Annotated in this window: 18 protein-coding genes; 14 read left to right on the top strand and 4 right to left on the bottom strand. The window is 62.8% G+C overall.

All coding sequences use genetic code 11. The annotated features are described in order from the left end of the window. The first annotated feature begins 4 nt into the window (after positions 1-4). The 7 genes from V1283_RS02790 (at position 5) to V1283_RS02760 (ending at position 6491) form a co-directional block, all read left to right on the top strand. Positions 5-1789, top strand: coding sequence for a thioredoxin domain-containing protein (locus V1283_RS02790; protein ID WP_334384917.1), 1785 nt, complete (start codon positions 5-7; stop codon positions 1787-1789). Positions 1790-2175: 386 nt separating this feature from the next. Continuing rightward, positions 2176-2439, top strand: a complete 264-nt coding sequence (gene bufA2, locus V1283_RS02785; protein WP_334384916.1) for a BufA2 family periplasmic bufferin-type metallophore — start codon at positions 2176-2178, stop codon at positions 2437-2439. A gap of 191 nt (positions 2440-2630) precedes the next feature. Beyond that, positions 2631-2888 (top strand): BufA2 family periplasmic bufferin-type metallophore, encoded by a 258-nt coding sequence (gene bufA2 / locus V1283_RS02780; protein WP_334384915.1) that lies wholly within the window; start codon positions 2631-2633, stop codon positions 2886-2888. 108 nt (positions 2889-2996) lie between these two features. Further along, on the top strand, positions 2997-3902 hold the full coding sequence (gene bufB, locus V1283_RS02775) for an MNIO family bufferin maturase (protein ID WP_334384914.1): 906 nt from the start codon (positions 2997-2999) through the stop codon (positions 3900-3902). Then, positions 3899-4684 (top strand): DNA-binding domain-containing protein, encoded by a 786-nt coding sequence (locus V1283_RS02770; RefSeq protein ID WP_334384913.1) that lies wholly within the window; start codon positions 3899-3901, stop codon positions 4682-4684. The genes bufB and V1283_RS02770 overlap by 4 nt, the downstream gene beginning before the upstream one ends. A 23-nt stretch (positions 4685-4707) precedes the next feature. After that, positions 4708-5496, top strand: a complete 789-nt coding sequence (locus V1283_RS02765) for a creatininase family protein (protein WP_334384912.1) — start codon at positions 4708-4710, stop codon at positions 5494-5496. Next, positions 5493-6491, top strand: coding sequence for a hypothetical protein (locus V1283_RS02760; RefSeq protein WP_334384911.1), 999 nt, complete (start codon positions 5493-5495; stop codon positions 6489-6491). The genes V1283_RS02765 and V1283_RS02760 overlap by 4 nt, the downstream gene beginning before the upstream one ends. 52 nt (positions 6492-6543) lie before the next feature. On the opposite strand, the gene V1283_RS02755 is transcribed toward V1283_RS02760, so the two are convergent. Further along, positions 6544-7242, bottom strand: coding sequence for an outer membrane protein (locus V1283_RS02755; protein WP_334384910.1), 699 nt, complete (start codon positions 7240-7242; stop codon positions 6544-6546). Between the two features lie 216 nt (positions 7243-7458). Further along, positions 7459-8859, bottom strand: a complete 1401-nt coding sequence (locus tag V1283_RS02750) for an MFS transporter (protein ID WP_334384909.1) — start codon at positions 8857-8859, stop codon at positions 7459-7461. An 84-nt stretch (positions 8860-8943) separates the two neighbouring features. Between V1283_RS02750 and V1283_RS02745 the strand changes: the two genes are divergently transcribed. Then, positions 8944-9867 carry a LysR substrate-binding domain-containing protein gene (locus tag V1283_RS02745; RefSeq protein WP_334384908.1) on the top strand — a complete coding sequence of 308 codons (924 nt, stop codon included), beginning with the start codon at positions 8944-8946 and terminating at the stop codon, positions 9865-9867. Positions 9868-9913: 46 nt separating this feature from the next. Here V1283_RS02745 and V1283_RS02740 read toward each other — a convergent pair whose 3' ends face one another. Further along, positions 9914-11332 (bottom strand): FAD-binding oxidoreductase, encoded by a 1419-nt coding sequence (locus V1283_RS02740; RefSeq protein ID WP_334384907.1) that lies wholly within the window; start codon positions 11330-11332, stop codon positions 9914-9916. Between the two features lie 83 nt (positions 11333-11415). Here V1283_RS02740 and V1283_RS02735 point away from each other — a divergent pair, with 83 nt between their 5' ends. After that, the gene (locus V1283_RS02735; RefSeq protein ID WP_442895694.1) at positions 11416-11970 is read left to right on the top strand and encodes a thioesterase family protein; all 555 of its coding nucleotides are present in this window, start codon (positions 11416-11418) and stop codon (positions 11968-11970) included. A gap of 40 nt (positions 11971-12010) precedes the next feature. Here V1283_RS02735 and V1283_RS02730 read toward each other — a convergent pair whose 3' ends face one another. Then, positions 12011-12184 (bottom strand): DUF1328 domain-containing protein, encoded by a 174-nt coding sequence (locus tag V1283_RS02730; RefSeq protein WP_334384906.1) that lies wholly within the window; start codon positions 12182-12184, stop codon positions 12011-12013. A gap of 288 nt (positions 12185-12472) precedes the next feature. Here V1283_RS02730 and V1283_RS02725 point away from each other — a divergent pair, with 288 nt between their 5' ends. The 5 genes from V1283_RS02725 (at position 12473) to V1283_RS02705 (ending at position 17706) form a co-directional block, all read left to right on the top strand. Next, a complete protein-coding gene (locus V1283_RS02725; RefSeq protein WP_334384905.1) occupies positions 12473-15088 on the top strand; it encodes an ATP-dependent helicase in 2616 nt (871 codons plus the stop codon). Between the two features lie 53 nt (positions 15089-15141). After that, complete coding sequence (locus V1283_RS02720; protein WP_334384904.1) at positions 15142-15489, top strand: type II toxin-antitoxin system RelE/ParE family toxin; 348 nt, start codon at positions 15142-15144, stop codon at positions 15487-15489. Continuing rightward, a complete protein-coding gene (locus V1283_RS02715; protein ID WP_334384903.1) occupies positions 15486-15806 on the top strand; it encodes a helix-turn-helix domain-containing protein in 321 nt (106 codons plus the stop codon). The genes V1283_RS02720 and V1283_RS02715 overlap by 4 nt, the downstream gene beginning before the upstream one ends. A 218-nt stretch (positions 15807-16024) precedes the next feature. Then, the gene (locus V1283_RS02710; protein WP_334384902.1) at positions 16025-16948 is read left to right on the top strand and encodes an ABC transporter ATP-binding protein; all 924 of its coding nucleotides are present in this window, start codon (positions 16025-16027) and stop codon (positions 16946-16948) included. Continuing rightward, the gene (locus V1283_RS02705) at positions 16945-17706 is read left to right on the top strand and encodes an ABC transporter permease (protein WP_334384901.1); all 762 of its coding nucleotides are present in this window, start codon (positions 16945-16947) and stop codon (positions 17704-17706) included. Before V1283_RS02710 ends, V1283_RS02705 begins: the two co-directional genes overlap by 4 nt. Positions 17707-17823: the final 117 nt, after the last annotated feature.

The following is a 17823-nucleotide window of genomic DNA, read 5'->3' as shown; positions in this document are numbered from 1 at the left end:
CGCCATGAAACTCGTCCGCCTTGCCGCCTTCGCCCTCGCCGCGCTTGCAGCGTCCCCCACGTTTGCGTCGGACGGGCCCAAATGGAGTGAATGGAGCGAGGATCTGTTCACCCGCGCGCAGGCCGAACAGCGCTTCGTCATTCTCGATCTCGAGGCGGTGTGGTGCCACTGGTGCCACGTCATGGAGAAGACGACCTACGCCAATCCCGAGGTCAGGGAATTGCTGGCCGCGAAATATCTGCCGGTGCGGGTCGATCAGGATGCCAATCCCGATCTGTCGAGCCGCTATGGGGACTGGGGCTGGCCGGCGACCATCGTGTTCGGTCCCGACGGCACCGAGATCGCCAAGATCCGGGGATATATCGAGCCCGAACGGATGCAGGCGCTGCTGAAAGCCATCATCGATGATCCGTCGCCGGGACCGTCGGTCGGCGAAGCCTTTGAGGTGAAGCCCTCGACATCCGCCTTCCTAGACAAGGAACGGCGCGCGGCACTGACCAGGAATGTCGACGAATCCTACGAGGAAAAACTCGGCGGCTGGGGCGAGAACCAGAAATACATCGACGCCGACAGCATGGATCTTGCGATCACCCGCGCCGAGGCCGGCGACGCCATGGCGACCAGGCGCGCCCGGCAGACGCTCGATGCCGCCGTTGCGCTGATCGATCCGGTCTGGGGCGGCGTGTACCAGTATTCCGAAGCGGGCTCCTGGACCCATGCGCATTTCGAAAAGATCATGTCGTTCCAGGCGCAATATCTCCGGCAATACAGCCAGGCCTATGCGCTGTGGAAGGATCCGAAATATCTTGCCGCCGCGCGCAACATCGAACGCTATCTCGCGGAATTTCTGACGAGCCCTGACGGCGCGTTCTATGTCAGCCAGGATGCCGATCTCAACCACGACATCGACGGACACAAATATTACGCGCTGACGGACGGCGAGCGCCGCAAGCTGGGCATGCCACGCATCGACAAGAATTTATACGCGCGCGAAAATGGCTGGGCCATTTCAGGGCTTGCCGCGTACTACAACGTCACCAACGATCCGAAGGCGCTGGTGATCGCAGAACGTGCGGCGAAATGGGTGATCGACAATCGCGCGCTGCCGGATGGCGGTTTCCATCATGGCGAGAAGGATCGCGGCGGACCATTTCTGGGCGATACACTCGCGATGGGCCAGGCCTTCCTCGATCTATATGCCGCGACGGGAAATCGCGACTGGCTCAGTTCGGCTGCCAAGGCCGGCGATTTCGTCGCGACCTTCCGCGATAACGCTGGCGGCTTCGTGACCTCGAAGACCGCAGAAGGCAAGACCGGCGTGCTCGCAAGACCCGCCAAGCTGATCGACGACCAGGTGCAGGTGGCAAGGTTCATGAACCTGCTCAACCGTTACTTCGGCAACGAGGGCTATCGCGAGCAGGCCGCTCATGCGATGCGTTATCTCGCCAGTGCCTCGGCTGGGATGATGCGTCCCCTGCCCGGCGTGTTGCTCGCCGACGAAGAACTCGCAATCGAGCCGACCCATATGACGATCGTCGGACACAAGGACGACGTCCGCGCGAAAAACTTGCACGCGCTGGCCCGCGCGCTGCCGGCCCGCTACAAGCGCCTGGAGTGGCTGGATCTGCGCGAGGACAAGCTGCCTAACCCCGACGTTGAATATCCCGACCTCGGCGAACCCGCGGCGTTCGCCTGCAGCAACCGCATCTGTTCGTTTCCGTCCTTCAATGCCGAGGAGCTTCGAGCCACGGTCACGCAGATGGCGAAGCTGAAACCGGTGCGGGGCTAGCGCAATTCCATTGTGCAGCGCAAACAAAAGCGCGTCGGCATCCCGTCTAATCGGTTGAGGCCGCACATTTTCTTAGCCGCCGCGGGTGTCATGGCCGTTGCGCGCGCGCAACGAAATACTCCCACGCCGCCGGGGTTAGACATCGACGGGATGTCCAACCGCAAAAAAAGAAAATTTTCTTTTGAAACTCTGTAACCAAATCGCCTGATGCCCCGTAGCTGGTTTCGGATGCGCAATCAAATCACGGAGACCTGACGTTCTCCGGCAAGCCACCGCGATCGGGTTGCCATCCGCCCTTCCCCTGCGTCGGCGGGATCTGTGATCGAACGATCAACAGATCTCACGGCGTCACGTTTTGTCTTCAAACAATCATCGAGGAGATCGTCATGAAGTTGAATTCCAAGTCCGGTGCGACGCTCGCCGCCGCCGCCGCCACCCTGTTCCTCGCCAGTTCGGTGGTGTCGACGGTGTCAACGCCGGCGAACGCCGCCACAGGCAAGTGCATGGCCGGCAACGCCTGCAAGGGCCAGAGCGCCTGCAAGGGTGCGGGCAATGCCTGCAAGGGCCAGAACGCCTGCAAAGGCCAGGGTTTCTCGGCGACCTCTGAAAAGCAGTGCGCCGCCATGGGCGCCAAGTTCGTCAAGGGCTGATCGATCGGCGGGTGCAGTGAGGGCCCGGCGCTGCCGGGCCCTCATTGTTTCGAGCCGGTGGCCGAAATAAAGTTGGCCCGCCGTGTAACTAAATCCGGACCCGCCGCGTAGCTATCGCTGGGTGCAGTTTGTCGGCCGGAACTGTCGCGGCCCGCGGGCGATGCACCCCTACACTTCCCTGGAGGATACCCATGAAAATGACTTCGAAGTCCGGCACCGCCATTGCTGCCGCCGCAGCCACCCTGTTCCTGGCCGGCGCCACCATGTCGACCGTGACCTATGCCGCCGGCGAAGGTAAGTGCGTCGGCGCCAATGCCTGCAAGGGCCAGAGCGCCTGCAAGGGCGGGGCAAATTCCTGCAAGGGCCAGAACGCCTGCAAGGGCCAGGGCTTCTCGGCCATGACCAAGGAAAAGTGCGACGCCGCCAAGGGCAAGTATATGCCGTCCTAATGACGGTCCGATCGGGGCCCGGTGTAGGCCGGGCCTCGTATCCATGCTAGGTTGACGGCCCAGTCCGGGACACGCCTCGTTTGGCTGACCCGTTCGAGCGGAGACGAGATGAACGTCGCGAGCAGATTGCCAGACACTTCGGCGGCCGCGCTTGCAGACCGTCCGGCGACATCGGCCAAGCCGCCTTTCCTCGGCTTCGGTCTCGGCCTGCGCCACCAGCATTACGACGAAATCCTGAGCGGCAATCCGCCGATCGACTGGTTCGAGGTCATCAGCGAAAACTACATGCTGCCCGGTGGCCAGCCGCTGCGCACGCTCGATCGCATTTGCGAACGCTATCCCGTGGTGATGCACGGCGTGTCGATGTCGATCGCCTCCACAGCCCCGCCGAATTTCGAATATCTGCAGGCCTTGAAGGATCTCGCTGGGCGCGTCGAGCCGAAATGGGTGTCGGACCATCTGTGCTGGACCGGCGTCCATGGCAAGAACCTGCACGATCTCCTGCCGATTCCCTACACCAGGGAAGCGCTCGACCACGTCGTCAGCCGCGTGCAACTGGTGCAGGACTTCCTCGGCCGCGCGATCGTGCTGGAGAATGTCTCGACCTACGTCCAGTTCAACAATTCCGAAATGACGGAATGGGAATTCCTGTCCGAGTTGTCGCGACGTGCCGGATGCTGGCTCCTGTTCGACGTCAACAACGTCTATGTCAGCGCCTTCAACCACGGCTACGATCCCTTGACCTTCCTGAACGGAATTCCGGCGGATCGCGTGGTGCAGTTTCACATGGCCGGCCACAGCCACATGGGCACCCATATCATCGACACCCACGACCATCCCGTATGCGAGGATGTCTGGGATCTCTATGCCGCGGCGTTGAAGCGGTTCGGCCGGGTCTCGACCATGATCGAGCGCGACGACAACATCCCGCCGCTCGACGAACTGCTGCTCGAGGTTGCCAGGACCCGCGAGATGGCCGAGAAAATCCTGCCGGCGGGCAAGCAGGCCGGATGAGCGACTTCGCGCGACAGCAGGCCGAGTTTCAGCGCGGCATCCTCGATGGCGACGAAACGGTGCTGGCTGAAATCCTCGACAGCCCGCGCGAGAAGCGCGAGGTTCTGTTCGGGGTCTATCGCTATGCGTATGGGTCGCGGCTGGTCGAGGCCATGCGCAACGACCATGAGCTGCTGCATCTTTATCTCGGTGACGAGATGTTCGACGAGATGGGCCACGCTTACGTCAAGGCGTGCCCGTCCGGGAATCCGAACCTGCGCTGGTTCTCGCAAGGTCTGCCGGAATTCCTGAAATCGACCACACCCTACGCCGAGCATCCGGAGCTGTCCGATCTCGCGGCACTCGAAAAGGCGCTCAACGACGCCTTCGACGCCGCGGAAGGCAAGGTCGTCGAGCTGACCGACATGGCGGGCTTCGCGCCCGAAGCATGGTCGGGCCTCAGGCTCCGGCCGCATCCCAGTGCATCCAGGCTTGAGCTGGCGACCAATGCGGCTGCGATCTGGCTCGCGCTCAAGAACGACGAAGTGCCGCCGGACGCGACCGGACTGGAGCAGCCCGCGCATCTCCTGATCTGGCGCCAGGATGTCACGCCGATGTTCCGCGAACTTTCGGCGGAGGAAGCGATGATGTGGGACGAGGCCGCGAACGGCGTCCCGTTCGGCGTGCTCTGCGAAATGCTCGCCACCTATGACGATCCCGACAGCGCGGCAGGCCGCGGCGCGGGCTATCTGCATGGTTGGATCACGGCAGGACTCTTGACGGATGTTTCCGTCGGCTCATAATCATAAAGAGGGTCGCCCGCCGAATGAAAATAGACACCGATCGCCATTTCATCGAGCGCATGCACTGGGACGAAGTCGCGCGACGCATCGGTGATGGCGCGGTGGCAATATTGCCGATCGGCGCCGCGGCCAAGCAGCACGGCTTCCACCTCCCCCTCAACACCGACCGCATTCAGGCCGAATGGCTCGCAGGCCAGATGGCGGAAAAAATCGACGCGCTGGTCTGGCCGACGCTGACCTACGGCCATTACCCCGCCTTCGTCGAATATGCTGGCAGCAGCAGCCTGTCGATTTCGACCTTCGAGGCGCTGGTGCGCGAGGTGGCGGGGCAGATTCTCGGCAGCGGATGCCCAAAGCTGCTCGTGCTCAATACCGGGATCAGCACGCTGGCGCCGGTCGATCGCGCGCTGGCGCGGCTCGCGAGCGAGCGGGTCAAGCATTTGTGGATCCACGGAGGGCCGCGCTATCCGCGCGTGGCCAGGCAATTGGCCGAGCAGGGCCATGGCAGCCATGCCGACGAACTGGAAACGTCGCTGATGCTGGCGCTGGCGCCGCATCTGGTCGACATGACGCGCGCTGAAGCCAGCCCCACCCTGAAACAGGATACGCCGGGCGCATTGACGCCATCGGACCCGAATTCGCCGAACTACAGCCGCTCCGGCAGCTTTGGCGATCCGACCCGCGCGACATCGGCCAAGGGCGAAGCCCTGCTCGCCGCCATGCTTGATGATCTCCACGAACAGGCCGCCACGTTCATCGCACACGGGCCCGGCGAACACCGATCGGCCCCGGTCCAAAGCGTATTGCGATGAAAGCCGCCGGCGCCTTTCGCTGGACCGTTGCCGCCGCCGTCCTCGCCGCGATGCTGGCAAGCGCCCTATCGTTCCGCGCCGACGCGCAATCGGAATATATGCGCGGCGACCGCATGCCCTACGATGCATTCGACCGTCTGCCTAGGACCGATCTCGAAGTGCCCGGCGGCACCATCCATGTCGCGTTCGCGCCGGGTGACATCACGCTGCCAAAAGAACAACTGCTCGACTGGATCAGGATGTCGGCCCGGGCCGTCACGACCTATTACGGGCGGTTTCCGGTCGCCTCGCTGCGGCTGCTATTGGTGCCCGTCGACGGCGGGCGCATCCGCGGCGGCACGACGTGGGGCTATCGCGGCGCCGCCATTCGCATTCCGCTCGGCCGCGATTCCACCGAGGATGTCTTGCGGCGCGACTGGGTGATGGTGCACGAGATGGTGCATACCGCCCTGCCCGATATGCCCGATCGCTACGCCTGGCTGTCGGAGGGGCTGGCCGTCTATGTCGAGCCGATCGCGCGGGTACAGGCCGGAGACCTTAACGCGCGGGAAATCTGGCGGGCGATGATGCGCGACATGCCGAAAGGCTTGCCGCAGGCCGGCGACCAGGGTCTCGACAACACCGGCACCTGGGGCCGCAAATATTGGGGCGGCGCGATGTTCTGCCTGCTGGCCGATATCGAAATTCGAAAACGAACCAATAATCGCCTCGGCCTGCAGGACGCGATGCGCGGCGTGCTCGCCGCCGGCGGCAATCATGAGCAGGACTGGTCGATCGAGCGCATTTTCGCAACCGCCGACAAGGCCGTCGGCGTCGACGTGCTGACCCGGCTCCACAACGAAATGGGGCCGAAGCCGATGACCCCCGATCTCGCTGCGCTATGGCGCGACCTCGGATTGAAGCGGATTGGCGAGGACATCGAGTTCGACGACACCGCGCCGCTCGCGGCGATCCGCAAGGCGATTACCGCACCGCACGTGCAACAACGCGACTGAAGCAACCGACGACCCGGCAGCAATCGCTGCCGGATCGTTCCAGCGCAAAATATCAGAACCGATAGCTGGCGCCGACGCGCACGAGATGCATCTCGTTGCGGAATTCAGCCCGTGTGCGGTCCTTGCTGGTCAGCGTGACGCTGCCGTAGTCGGCGTAGAGATATTCGCCACGCCCGACCAAATGCCTGGTGAAAGCATACTCGAAGCCGCCGCCCACGATCAGTCCAGCCTTGACCTGTTCGTCCCAGATCGCCTGCTGCAGGGTGTCGCACCCCTTCTGGATCGTATAGCGGTAGCCATTGCTGATGCTGGCGAAGCCGACGCCGACGGCGCCATACGCCAGCAGGCGGTCAAACGCGTAGCCGGCGCGCAACCGAGCGGAGCCGAATGCGCCGAAGCTCGACAGTAGCGCGCCGTCGCCAAAGATGAGTTCGTCCTGTGACGACGAGGATTTGCCCCAATCGAGTTCACCGCCGATCACAAAGCGGTTGGCGAACTGAAAATTGTAGCCGCCATAGACGCCGACGGCGAAGCCGCTCGCCTGCCCCTTTGCATGACGGCAAGCACCATTTCGGCAGTAGTCAGAGGCCCACGCCGCATACGCGCCGCCGCCGTAAACGCCCGCATAGAATCCGGTCCAGTCGTACTGAGGCGGAGGCAGGTCCGGAATACGGATTTCGGCAGCCTTCGCCACCGGACCTGCCAGTAAAAAGCCGCAAGCGGCAACAAACCCCCAGGAAGCAAAACGCATCAACGCACCTCTTCACGCACGCAAACGCAACACATGTTGCGGGAGCAAGCAGAAGAGCGCAGTTCGGGCGCGACTATGTTTAAGTCTGGCGGCGCAGTGGTGAAACGAGGCTATGTTTGGAGCGAAACTGCGATGGTCGCCACAATGTACAACCTGTGAGCGAACAACGCCATCGCAAGACTTCGCCTGCCACCAGCGGTTTCAGCGCGAGCGCTGCTACTTTTTTGACGCAGCCGCTGGTGCGGGCAGCAAGACGAGCGCCGCGACCAGTCCCGCCGCTGATGCCATTGCCGCTGCCGAGAACAACCAGATGTAGCTGATCGCCGATCCCTGGGTATGAAGCAGCGCGCCGAGAGCCGCGATGCCGACCGCAAAGCCGGCTTGGCGCATGACGACTGTCACGGCAGATGCCAGGCCGGCAAGATCCGGCGGCACAAGCGACACGGCCGCGCCGGACAGTTGCGGGTGCGCCAAAGCGACGCCGACCCCAATAGCGGCGATCCCGCAGAAGGTCGGAATTAGCGCCGGCGCTGAACCATCCGAGATCAGCGCGATCACAATGGTGGCATTGCCGGCAGCCAAAATCGCGAGCGCCAAGGCGAAGTGAAGCCGCCATCCCAGACGATCGACAAGCCGGCCGCCCAATGGCGGCAGGAACAGCATCGGCAGCGTGGCCGTCAGCAGCGCAATACCGGCCACTTCCGAGGACCAGTCGAAAGCAGCAGCAAAGAAGAGGGGCAAGTAGACGAGGATCGCCCAGTAGCCGATCGACACGGCGCACAGGAGGATCGCAATTCCGATCATGGCCCGCTGAACGAATATGCCGGGATCGAGGATCGGGTTGTCGCGACTTCGCTGCTGTATGCCGAATACCGTTAGAAACACCGCACTCAGCGCGAGACCCGCCACCATATGCGACGTCGATGTGCGGACATGCAACAGTGCCTCGACAAGCGCGGTAAGCGCTGATGTGAACAATACGACGCCCAAAATGTCGAGCGGCCGGGGCACCGCCTCGCGCGCTTCCGCGACCAGCCGCGGTACGCCCCACGCGACCAAAGCGCAGGCTGGCAAGTTGACGAGGAAAATCCAGCGCCAGCCGATCCACGATGAGACAAGTCCGCCCATTGTCGGACCAAATGCCATGGCGACGCCAGACAAGACACCAACCAAGGCAAACGCGTTTGTACGCGCCCTTGCCTGCGCGTAGACACTAGCGATCAGCGCGAAACCGCCAGTCAGGATGAACGCGGCCCCGATCCCCTGCAGTACGCGAGCGATCAGGAGCGCCGGTCCGTCCCATGCCATCCCGCACGCCAAGGACGCGAGCGCAAAGATGCCGTTGCCAACGAGCATCGCCCGCCGCCGCCCATAGCGATCCGCCAACGCCCCCGCAAACAACAGGCAGGCCGTGAAGGCCAAACTGTAGGCATCCATCACCCAGGCATATCCGGCAATGCCGAAGCCGAGTTCACGCGCGACCGTCGGCAATGCAATGACCACTGCTGTCACGTCGAAGTTGGTGAGGAAAGCCGCCATGCCCAACAGCAGGGCCGGCATCACGGATGGTGCAGCCCGACCGGCGTCGCTGTCTGCGATATTTGGGGGCTTCTTCATCGTGCGGCTACTCGTGCCTTTGATTGCCGCTTTTTGCCAACGCCAATTGTTCACATCGCCATGAATATCCTTCATAGTGCTGGCATGCGTGCTCTTCCCCCTTTTGATGGCCTGATTGCGTTCGACGCGGCGCTGCGCCATCGCAGCATGACGCGCGCGGCCGGCGAGCTGGGGCTCACGCAGAGCGCGATCAGCCATCGGCTGAAGAAACTCGAGGGCTTTGTGGGCGTGCGGTTGCTTGATCGTACGGGAGGCGGTCTGTTGCCGACCGCAGCTGGCGTTACCTTGGCCGAGGGACTGGGGCGGATGCTTGACGAGATGGCAGAGCTACGCGCCCGCTCGCGTGCGTCGGTGCGGCCGGTGACACTCAAGATCGGACTCGGCTCCGCCCTTGCGAACTACTGGCTGGTACGGCGTCTGACGGCGTTTGCGTCAGCATATCCCGATATTGCGATCGAACTCTGCATCATCGAAAGCGATGTTCAAGCGCGCGCCCTCGATCTCGACGTGCAGATCCGATGGCTTCCCAAGGTTGGCGCGCGGGCCACGTCGACCCAACGCTTGCTGTTCGACGAGATGGTTTTCCCGGTTGCGATCCCGTCTCTGCTGCCGCGTGGACGGCCATTGCGCGAGCCGCATGTGCTCGGCACTTTACCAATACTGCACAAGGGCCTCGTTGGCCGGAACGACGGCGCGGAATGGTCGTGGCCGGTGTGGTTCGAGCGGCTGGGCGTCACGGCTCCCATTCAGGGCGGGCTTCGCTTCGATAATCTCGGTACGGCAATCGCTGCCGCCTTGCAGGGTAGCGGCGTCGTTCTAGCCCGGTCTTTGCTTGTTCATGATGCACTCGCGGAAAAGCGGCTTTGCCGCGTCGTGTCGCCAAACTGGGATATGACGTCCAGCAAGGCGCACGTCATCCGCTGGCCTGCCGCGCTGGCGAATGACAAGCGTGTCGCACTGTTTGTTGACTGGGTTGTCAAGGAAGCGGCAAGAACATCCCTTCAATGAAGGCGCGTCGCCGCCGACGTCCGCTCCGCGTTAGCGAGTCCATCCCCTACCCCACCGGCACGATCTTGCCGGGATTAAAAATGTTCTGCGGATCGAGCGCCTGCTTCAGCGCGCGCATGGCGTCGATCGCCTCGGGGCCGAGTTCGGCCTTGAGGTATTTCTGCTTGCCCTGCCCGATGCCGTGCTCGCCGGTGCAGGTGCCGCCCATCGACTGCGCCCGCTCGACCAGGCGATGCATGAAGTCCTCGCCGCGGGCCATTTCTTCGGCGTTGTCGACGTCGCAGACCAGCGAGCAGTGGAAATTGCCGTCGCCGACATGGCCGACGATCGGCGACAGCAGGCCGAGCCGTTTCAGGTCGTCCTCGGTCTCGGTAACGCAATCGGCCAGCCGCGAGATCGGCACACAGACGTCGGTCGCCACCACGCCCGCACCGGGGCGTAGCGCCTTGACCGACCAATAGGCGTCGTGCCGCGCCTGCCACAGCTTGGTGCGGTCCTCGGGCTTGGTGGTCCAGGTGAAATCGCCACCGCCGCATTCCTTGGCGATTTCGCTGAAATTCCTCGACTGCTCGGCCACCTCGACCTCGCTGCCATGAAATTCCAAGAGCAGCAGCGGCGTCTCCGGCAAGGTCAGCTTCGAATAGGCATTGCAGGCGCGGACCTGCTCGGCGTTGAGCAGTTCGATCCGCGCGAGCGGAATGCCGGTCTGGATCGCCAGGATCGTGGCCTGACAGGCGCCGCGCACCGTCTCGAACGAACAGGCGGCGGCGGCGATCGTCTCGGGAATTCCGCGCAGCTTGATGGTGAGTTCGGAGATGATGCCGAGCGTGCCTTCGGCGCCGACGAACAGATGCGTCAGGTCGTAGCCGGCCGATGATTTTTTCGCCCGCGTGCCGGTCGTGATGATCTCGCCGTCGCCGCGCACCACTTTGAGCGCCAGCACATTGTCGCGCATGGTGCCGTAGCGCACCGCGTTGGTCCCGGACGCCCGCGTCGAGGTCATGCCGCCGAGCGAAGCGTCGGCGCCGGGATCGATCGGGAAGAACAATCCCTGGTCGCGCAGATGCTCGTTCAGAGCCTTGCGGGTGACGCCGGGCTGGATCACGCAATCCAGATCCTCAGCATGAACTTCAAGAATCCGGTTCATGTCGCGCAAATCGATGCAGACGCCGCCGGCCGGCGCGTTGACCTGGCCCTCCAGCGAGGTGCCGGTGCCGAAGGCAATCACGGGAACAGAGTGTTTGGCGCAGATCCGGACCACGTCCTGGATATCGGAAGTTTCCTGCGCCATCACCACCGCGTCCGGCGGCTGCGTCGGCAGCCAGGTGGTGGTATGGGCGTGCTGCTCACGCACGGCTAAAGAGGTAATCAGCCGGTTGCCGAATCGCGCCGCCAACGCCTCGATCCCGCTTGCCAGCGCCTGCGGCTCCGGCCGCTTCACACTACCTGATATCGTCGTCGCCACGGCAAATTCCTCCCGGATTTGAGCGGACCGTGGCAAAGGATATAAGGGGGGTCAAGAGACCCGCAAAAACAAAGGGATGGACGATGACGAGCGATGCCGCCGCGGAGGACCGTTTGAAGGATATGCCGTTACCTCCGGCCCCGTTCCTGTCCTCGGTGATGCAGATCGAACCGCAATGGATCGACTATAACGGCCATCTCAACATGGCCTATTACAACGTCATGATGGACCGCGCGATCGACGAAATGTGGCTGCAGCTCGGGATCGGGCCGGCCTACATGAAGGAACGCCACTGCTCGACCTTCACTGCCGAATGCCATGTGCAGTACGTGCGCGAGATTCACCTCGGCGACCCCGTTCAGATTTCGGTTTATCTGTTGGATACCGATGAGAAGCGGCTGCATACGTTCGAACAACTGCGCCACGCCACCGAAGGCTGGCTCTCCGCCACCTCTGAAAACATGACGCTCCACGTGAACATGAACGAGCGGAAAGTTGCCCCCTTCCCGCCGGACATTCACGCCCGCATTCGAGCGGCCGTGAGCGCGCATGCAGCCATTCCGAGGCCCGAGGGCATCGGCCGCAAGGTCACGATGCCCCGGAAAATAGCGATGCGTTCGGGCGGTGACGCTCCGTAGCGGGCCGTCGCCGCCAGTTCTTGCGCGTCAGCCGCGCCGGCTAGACGTTGCTGCGTCCACGCACCAGTCCGACCACGGCCGAGATCAGAAACAGGATCACGGCGATAAAGAAAATCGCCTTGGCGATTTCGACGGACGCGCCAGCGATACCGCCGAAGCCCAGAACACCCGCAATCAACGCGACGACCAGAAACGTAAGGACCCAGCTCAGCATGACACGACCTCAATTGGCTGTTGCTCTCGCGATGCCGGCGACTGCAGCGTCGCGCACCGACTGACAGGACAATCCGGCCCGGAAACGAAGGTTCCTGGCGACGAAACCGCGAAATTTGACGATTCCAGCGGAACAAAATCGCCGCAAAGCTGAGAAATCAAGCCGGCAAACGGGTCGGGATAAACCTGTCAAAACGGGCGGACAGGCCCTATATGGCCTTCAATCCCTGCTATGAAGGCTCCCCTTTACCGCCTCACGGTGCCATCGTGGGGCCAACACGATTCGAGCATGACCGAGCCGAGCAAACTGCCCCATCACGGCGTCCCCGAGCACCAGCCAGCGGCTGGCGGCATCGCCGCGCGTGCGCGGGCCGCAGCCGGCCCGCAATATCTCAACGGCCTCAATCCCGAACAGCGCGACGCGGTCGTGACGCTGGACGGCCCGGTCCTGGTGCTCGCCGGCGCCGGCACCGGCAAGACGCGCGTGCTGACCACGCGGATCGCCCACATCCTGAGCCAGGGCCGGGCGCGGCCGCATGAAATCCTGTCGGTGACCTTCACCAACAAGGCGGCGCGAGAGATGAAGCTGCGCCTCGGCCAGATGCTCGGCCAGGCCGTGGAGGGCATGCCGTGGCTCGGCACCTTCCACTCGATCGGCGGACGCATCCTGCGCTTCCATGCGGAGCTGGTGCAGCTCAAATCCAATTTCACCGTGCTCGATGTCGACGATCAGGTGCGACTGCTCAAGCAGCTCCTGCAGGCCGAGAGCATCGACGACAAGCGCTGGCCCGCACGCATGCTGGCCGGGCTGATCGACGGCTGGAAGAATCGCGGGCTGACGCCTTCGCAGGTGCCGGCAGGCGAGGCCGCGATGTTTGGCAATGGCAAGGGCGGAAAACTCTACGCCAGCTACCAGGAGCGGCTGAAGATTCTCAACGCCGCCGATTTCGGTGACCTGCTGCTGGAGAACATCCGGCTGTTCCGCGAGCATCCCGACGTGCTGCGGCAGTACCAGAACCGGTTCAAGTTCATTCTGGTCGACGAATATCAGGATACCAACGTCGCGCAATATCTCTGGCTGCGGCTGTTGTCGCAGGCGCCGTCGCGGCCGGGCGCGCCGCTCTCGGCCATCATTCCGGGAGCTCCCGTCATTCCGGGGCACGCCGAAGGCGTGAACCCGGAATCTCGAGATGAAGAGGACTCAGCTCGAGATTCCGGGTCTGCGCTTTCAGCGCATCCCGGAATGACTGAGACTGCGGCCCCGCCGCCCTCCTCCCCCTCCAAAAACATCTGCTGCGTCGGCGACGACGACCAGTCGATCTATGGCTGGCGCGGCGCGGAGGTCGACAACATCCTGCGCTTCGAGCACGATTTTCCCGGCGCCAAGGTCATTCGCCTCGAACGCAATTACCGTTCGACCGGTCACATCCTCGCCGCCGCCTCGCATCTGATCGCGCACAATGAAGGCCGGCTCGGCAAGACGCTGCGCACCGAGGATGTCGACGGCGAGAAGGTCACCGTCACCGGCTCCTGGGATTCTGAAGAGGAAGCCCGCGCCATCGGCGAGGAGATCGAGGAGCTGCAGCGCGCTCGTGAAAACCTCAATGAGGTTGCGATCCTGGTGCGGGCCTCGTTCCAGATGCGCGAGTTCGAAGATCGTTTTGTGACACTCGGCCTGCCCTATCGCGTGATCGGCGGTCCGAGGTTTTATGAGCGCGCCGAAATCCGTGACGCGCTGGCCTATTTGCGCACGATCAATTCGCCCGCCGACGACCTTGCCTTCGAGCGCATCATCAATGTCCCGAAGCGCGGGCTTGGCGACGCCACCGTGCAGATGCTGCACGACCACGCCCGCAAGCGCCGCATTCCCTTGTTCGAGGCGGCGCGCGCCGTGGTCGAGACCGACGAACTGAAGCCGAAGGCGCGCGGGAGCCTGCGCGACCTCGTCGCGCATTTCGACCGCTGGCGCGCCCAGCGCGAGGTCACCGCGCATACGGATCTGGCCGAAATCGTGCTCGACGAGAGCGGCTACACCGAGATGTGGCAGAAGGACCGCTCCGCCGACGCCGCGGGCCGGCTGGATAACTTGAAGGAACTGGTGCGCTCGATGGAGGAGTTCGAGAATCTGCAGGGGTTTCTCGAACACATCTCGCTGGTGATGGATCGCGACGGCGGCGCCGAGGAAGAAGCCGTGTCGCTGATGACGCTGCATTCGGCCAAGGGACTCGAATTCGACAACGTGTTCCTGCCCGGCTGGGAAGAAGGCCTGTTCCCGAGTCAGCGCACGCTGGACGAACAGGGCCGCGCCGGCCTCGAAGAAGAGCGGCGCCTCGCTCATGTCGGCCTGACCCGCGCGCGCCGCCGCGCCAAGCTCTATTTCGCCACCAACCGCCGCATCCATGGCACGTGGTCGACCACGATCCCGTCGCGCTTCCTCGATGAACTGCCGTCAGCCAATGTCGAGATCACGGAATCGAAAGGCGGCGGCGGCTGGGGCGGCAGCGGCGGCTACGGCCCGTCGCGCTTCGACAATGTCGAATCCTTCGGCTCCAGCTACACCACGCCGGGCTGGCAGCGCGCGCAGGCCAACCGCAACCGCGGCCAGGGCGGTCGCGGACAGGCCCGCGGCGGTTTCGAAGAAAGCCAGTCGTCATTTTCAGGCTCGCGCGGCGATACCTTCTCGGGCGGCGGCTTCTCGCGCAACAAGCGCGGCCCGATGGTGATCGAAGGCGAACTGGTCGCGAAATCCACCGGCACGGTTTCCGAGTTCTCGCTCGACGACCGCGTGTTTCACCAGAAATTCGGCTACGGCAACGTGGTGAAGATCGACGGCAACAAGCTGACGATTGCGTTCGAAAAGGCCGGTGAGAAGAAGGTGGTCGATAGTTTTGTGGAGCGGGTGTAACGGCCGGGCGCAGGACCCTTGCGATCTAAGCCCCATTGGGGTATCATCGCAGGATGGCTAAGCGCCCCGTTTCGGTGATCGAATTTGCAGGATATCGCCGGCGCGCTAGCGAGCTGTTGACGGCCGGACAGCGCGACGCCGTCATTGACCTGGTTGCTTACGAGCCGACATGCGGCGACATTATTCCGGGTTCTGGCGGATTAAGAAAAGTCCGTATTGGACGTGACGGCATCGGCAAGCGAGGCGGCACACGAGTCGTCTACTATTTCTACAACGAGGATTTTCCAATTCTGCTGCTGGCACTTTATGCGAAAAATGAAAAGAGCGATCTGACGATTGCTGAAAAGCGAGAATTTGCGGCCTCTATGAGGGAGATCGTGAGGCAATGGAAAGAAAAATGACGCGCAAGAGCAGCCGGCTTGCCGACGACATTCGCGCGAGTCTACGCGAGGCGCACAATCATGCTTCGGGAAAGACGACAAAGGCAATTGTGCATCGTGTCACTCCAAAGGAAACCGAAGCCCGCGAAGCACGGCTAATGCTCGGTCTGTCACAGGACGAGTTCGCCGCCCTGATCGGAACGGGAGTCGGAACTGTACGGAAGTGGGAGCTTGGTACGCGCCGCCCTTCCGGCGCAGCCCGCACGCTTATTAGCGTCATCAAGAATGAGCCCAAAGCTGTTCGTCGCGCCCTCGCGAAGGCAAACGAGGTGGCGTAAACAACGTTAATGATTTGACCATTGCCTAGCGTTGCGCAGGTCCGATCGGCTTACCCGCGCGCGCTCACGCCGCGGAGTAGGCGCTTTTCTCGATCCTACGCATTGCGGAAGGCCTTCCGCGTTCCTATCTCCCGGTTCCCACCCTCTCCCGCGCCGATCCGGCTGAAAGCGCCGCTGTGTCGTTCGCCCCATTTCCATTTCAGACTGCCATGCTTGCGATGCCACCCATCATATCCGTCTCAAATCTCTCAAAAACCTACGGCTCCGGCTTCAAGGCGCTGAACAGCATCAATCTGGACATCAGGCCCGGCGAGATCTTCGCGCTGCTGGGCCCGAACGGCGCCGGCAAGACCACGCTGATCAGCATCATCTGCGGCATCGCCAATCTGAGCGAGGGCCGCGTCACTGTCGGTGGACACGACATCAACCGGGATTATCGCGCCGCGCGGTCGCTGATCGGGCTGGTGCCGCAGGAACTGCACACCGACGCCTTTGAAACCGTTTGGGCGACCGTCAGCTTCAGCCGCGGCCTGTTCGGCAAGCCGAAGAATTCGGCCCATATCGAAAAAGTGCTGAAAGACCTGTCGCTGTGGGACAAGAAGGATTCCAAGATCATCACGCTGTCCGGCGGCATGAAGCGCCGCGTGATGATTGCCAAGGCACTGTCGCACGAGCCGAAGATCCTGTTCCTCGACGAGCCGACCGCGGGCGTCGACGTCGAATTGCGCAAGGGCATGTGGGATGTGGTGCGCGCACTGCAGGCCTCCGGCGTCACCATCATCCTGACTACGCATTACATCCAGGAAGCCGAGGAGATGGCCGACCGCATCGGCGTCATCAACAAAGGTGAGATCATCCTGGTCGAGGACAAAGCCGGGTTGATGCAGAAGCTCGGCAAGAAGGAATTGAAGGTGCATCTGCAAGGCAGGATCGATGCGGTCCCCGCCTCGCTCGCGGCCTACAATCTCGAACTGTGCGACGACGGACACGCAGTTATCTACGACTACGACACCAAGGGCGATCGTACCGGCATCACCAGCCTGCTCGGCGACCTCCGCAATGCCGGCATCTACATCTCGGACCTCGACACGACTCAATCCTCCCTCGAAGACATCTTCGTCAGCCTGGTGAGGGCGCCATGAATTACCGTGCGATCCGCGCCATCTACCTGTTCGAAATGGCCCGCACCTGGCGCACGCTGCTGCAGAGCATCGTCTCGCCGGTGGTCTCCACCTCGCTCTATTTCGTAGTGTTCGGCGCCGCGATCGGCTCGCGCATCACCGAGGTCGAGGGCGTCAGCTACGGCACCTTCATCGTGCCGGGGCTGGTGATGCTGTCCGTCCTGACGCAGAGCATCGCCAATGCCTCGTTCGGCATCTATTTTCCGAAATTCGTCGGCACCATTTATGAAATATTGTCGGCGCCGATTTCCTATCTCGAAATCGTGATCGGTTATGTCGGGGCGGCGGCGACCAAATCCATCATCCTCGGCCTGATCATTCTCGCTACCGCCGCGCTGTTCGTGCCGCTGCACATCCTTCACCCCTGGTGGATGCTGACCTTCCTGGTGCTGACGGCCGTGACCTTCAGCCTGTTCGGCTTCATCATCGGCATCTGGGCCGACGGTTTCGAAAAGCTGCAGATGATCCCGATGCTCATCGTGACGCCGCTGACCTTCCTCGGCGGCAGCTTCTACTCGGTGAACATGCTGCCCTCGGGCTGGCGCACCATCACGATGCTCAATCCGGTGGTCTATCTGATCTCCGGCTTCCGCTGGAGTTTTTACGAGATCGCCGACGTCAGCGTGGCTCTGAGCCTCGGCATGACGCTCGGCTTCCTCGCCATCTGCATGACCCTGGTGTGGTGGATTTTCCGCACCGGTTACCGGCTGAAGAACTAACGCGAAGCGTCATTCCGGGGCGGCTCGCAGAGCCGAACCCGGAATCTCGAGATTCCGGGTTCGTGCTTTGCACGCCCCGGAATGACGACCTAAAGCCAGGCCCCGCCGCTCGCGAAA

Source organism: Bradyrhizobium sp. AZCC 2262, assembly GCF_036924535.1.
Taxonomy (GTDB): Bacteria; Pseudomonadota; Alphaproteobacteria; order Rhizobiales; family Xanthobacteraceae; genus Bradyrhizobium.
The sequence above is the reverse complement of the archived record's forward strand: the minus strand, read 5'-3'. Positions and strand labels throughout refer to the sequence as shown.

Bases quoted from the DNA above. Each gene is read 5' to 3' on its own strand.
- V1283_RS02790 (WP_334384917.1), top strand. From the start codon at position 5: ATGAAACTCGTCCGCCTTGCCGCCTTCGCCCTCGCCGCGCTTGCAGCG.
- bufA2 (WP_334384916.1), top strand. From the start codon at position 2,176: ATGAAGTTGAATTCCAAGTCCGGTGCGACGCTCGCCGCCGCCGCCGCC.
- bufA2 (WP_334384915.1), top strand. From the start codon at position 2,631: ATGAAAATGACTTCGAAGTCCGGCACCGCCATTGCTGCCGCCGCAGCC.
- bufB (WP_334384914.1), top strand. From the start codon at position 2,997: ATGAACGTCGCGAGCAGATTGCCAGACACTTCGGCGGCCGCGCTTGCA.
- V1283_RS02770 (WP_334384913.1), top strand. From the start codon at position 3,899: ATGAGCGACTTCGCGCGACAGCAGGCCGAGTTTCAGCGCGGCATCCTC.
- V1283_RS02765 (WP_334384912.1), top strand. From the start codon at position 4,708: ATGAAAATAGACACCGATCGCCATTTCATCGAGCGCATGCACTGGGAC.
- V1283_RS02760 (WP_334384911.1), top strand. From the start codon at position 5,493: ATGAAAGCCGCCGGCGCCTTTCGCTGGACCGTTGCCGCCGCCGTCCTC.
- V1283_RS02755 (WP_334384910.1), bottom strand. From the start codon at position 7,242: ATGCGTTTTGCTTCCTGGGGGTTTGTTGCCGCTTGCGGCTTTTTACTG.
- V1283_RS02750 (WP_334384909.1), bottom strand. From the start codon at position 8,859: ATGAAGAAGCCCCCAAATATCGCAGACAGCGACGCCGGTCGGGCTGCA.
- V1283_RS02745 (WP_334384908.1), top strand. From the start codon at position 8,944: ATGCGTGCTCTTCCCCCTTTTGATGGCCTGATTGCGTTCGACGCGGCG.
- V1283_RS02735 (WP_442895694.1), top strand. From the start codon at position 11,416: ATGACGAGCGATGCCGCCGCGGAGGACCGTTTGAAGGATATGCCGTTA.
- V1283_RS02730 (WP_334384906.1), bottom strand. From the start codon at position 12,184: ATGCTGAGCTGGGTCCTTACGTTTCTGGTCGTCGCGTTGATTGCGGGT.
- V1283_RS02725 (WP_334384905.1), top strand. From the start codon at position 12,473: ATGACCGAGCCGAGCAAACTGCCCCATCACGGCGTCCCCGAGCACCAG.
- V1283_RS02720 (WP_334384904.1), top strand. From the start codon at position 15,142: ATGGCTAAGCGCCCCGTTTCGGTGATCGAATTTGCAGGATATCGCCGG.
- V1283_RS02715 (WP_334384903.1), top strand. From the start codon at position 15,486: ATGACGCGCAAGAGCAGCCGGCTTGCCGACGACATTCGCGCGAGTCTA.
- V1283_RS02710 (WP_334384902.1), top strand. From the start codon at position 16,025: ATGCCACCCATCATATCCGTCTCAAATCTCTCAAAAACCTACGGCTCC.
- V1283_RS02705 (WP_334384901.1), top strand. From the start codon at position 16,945: ATGAATTACCGTGCGATCCGCGCCATCTACCTGTTCGAAATGGCCCGC.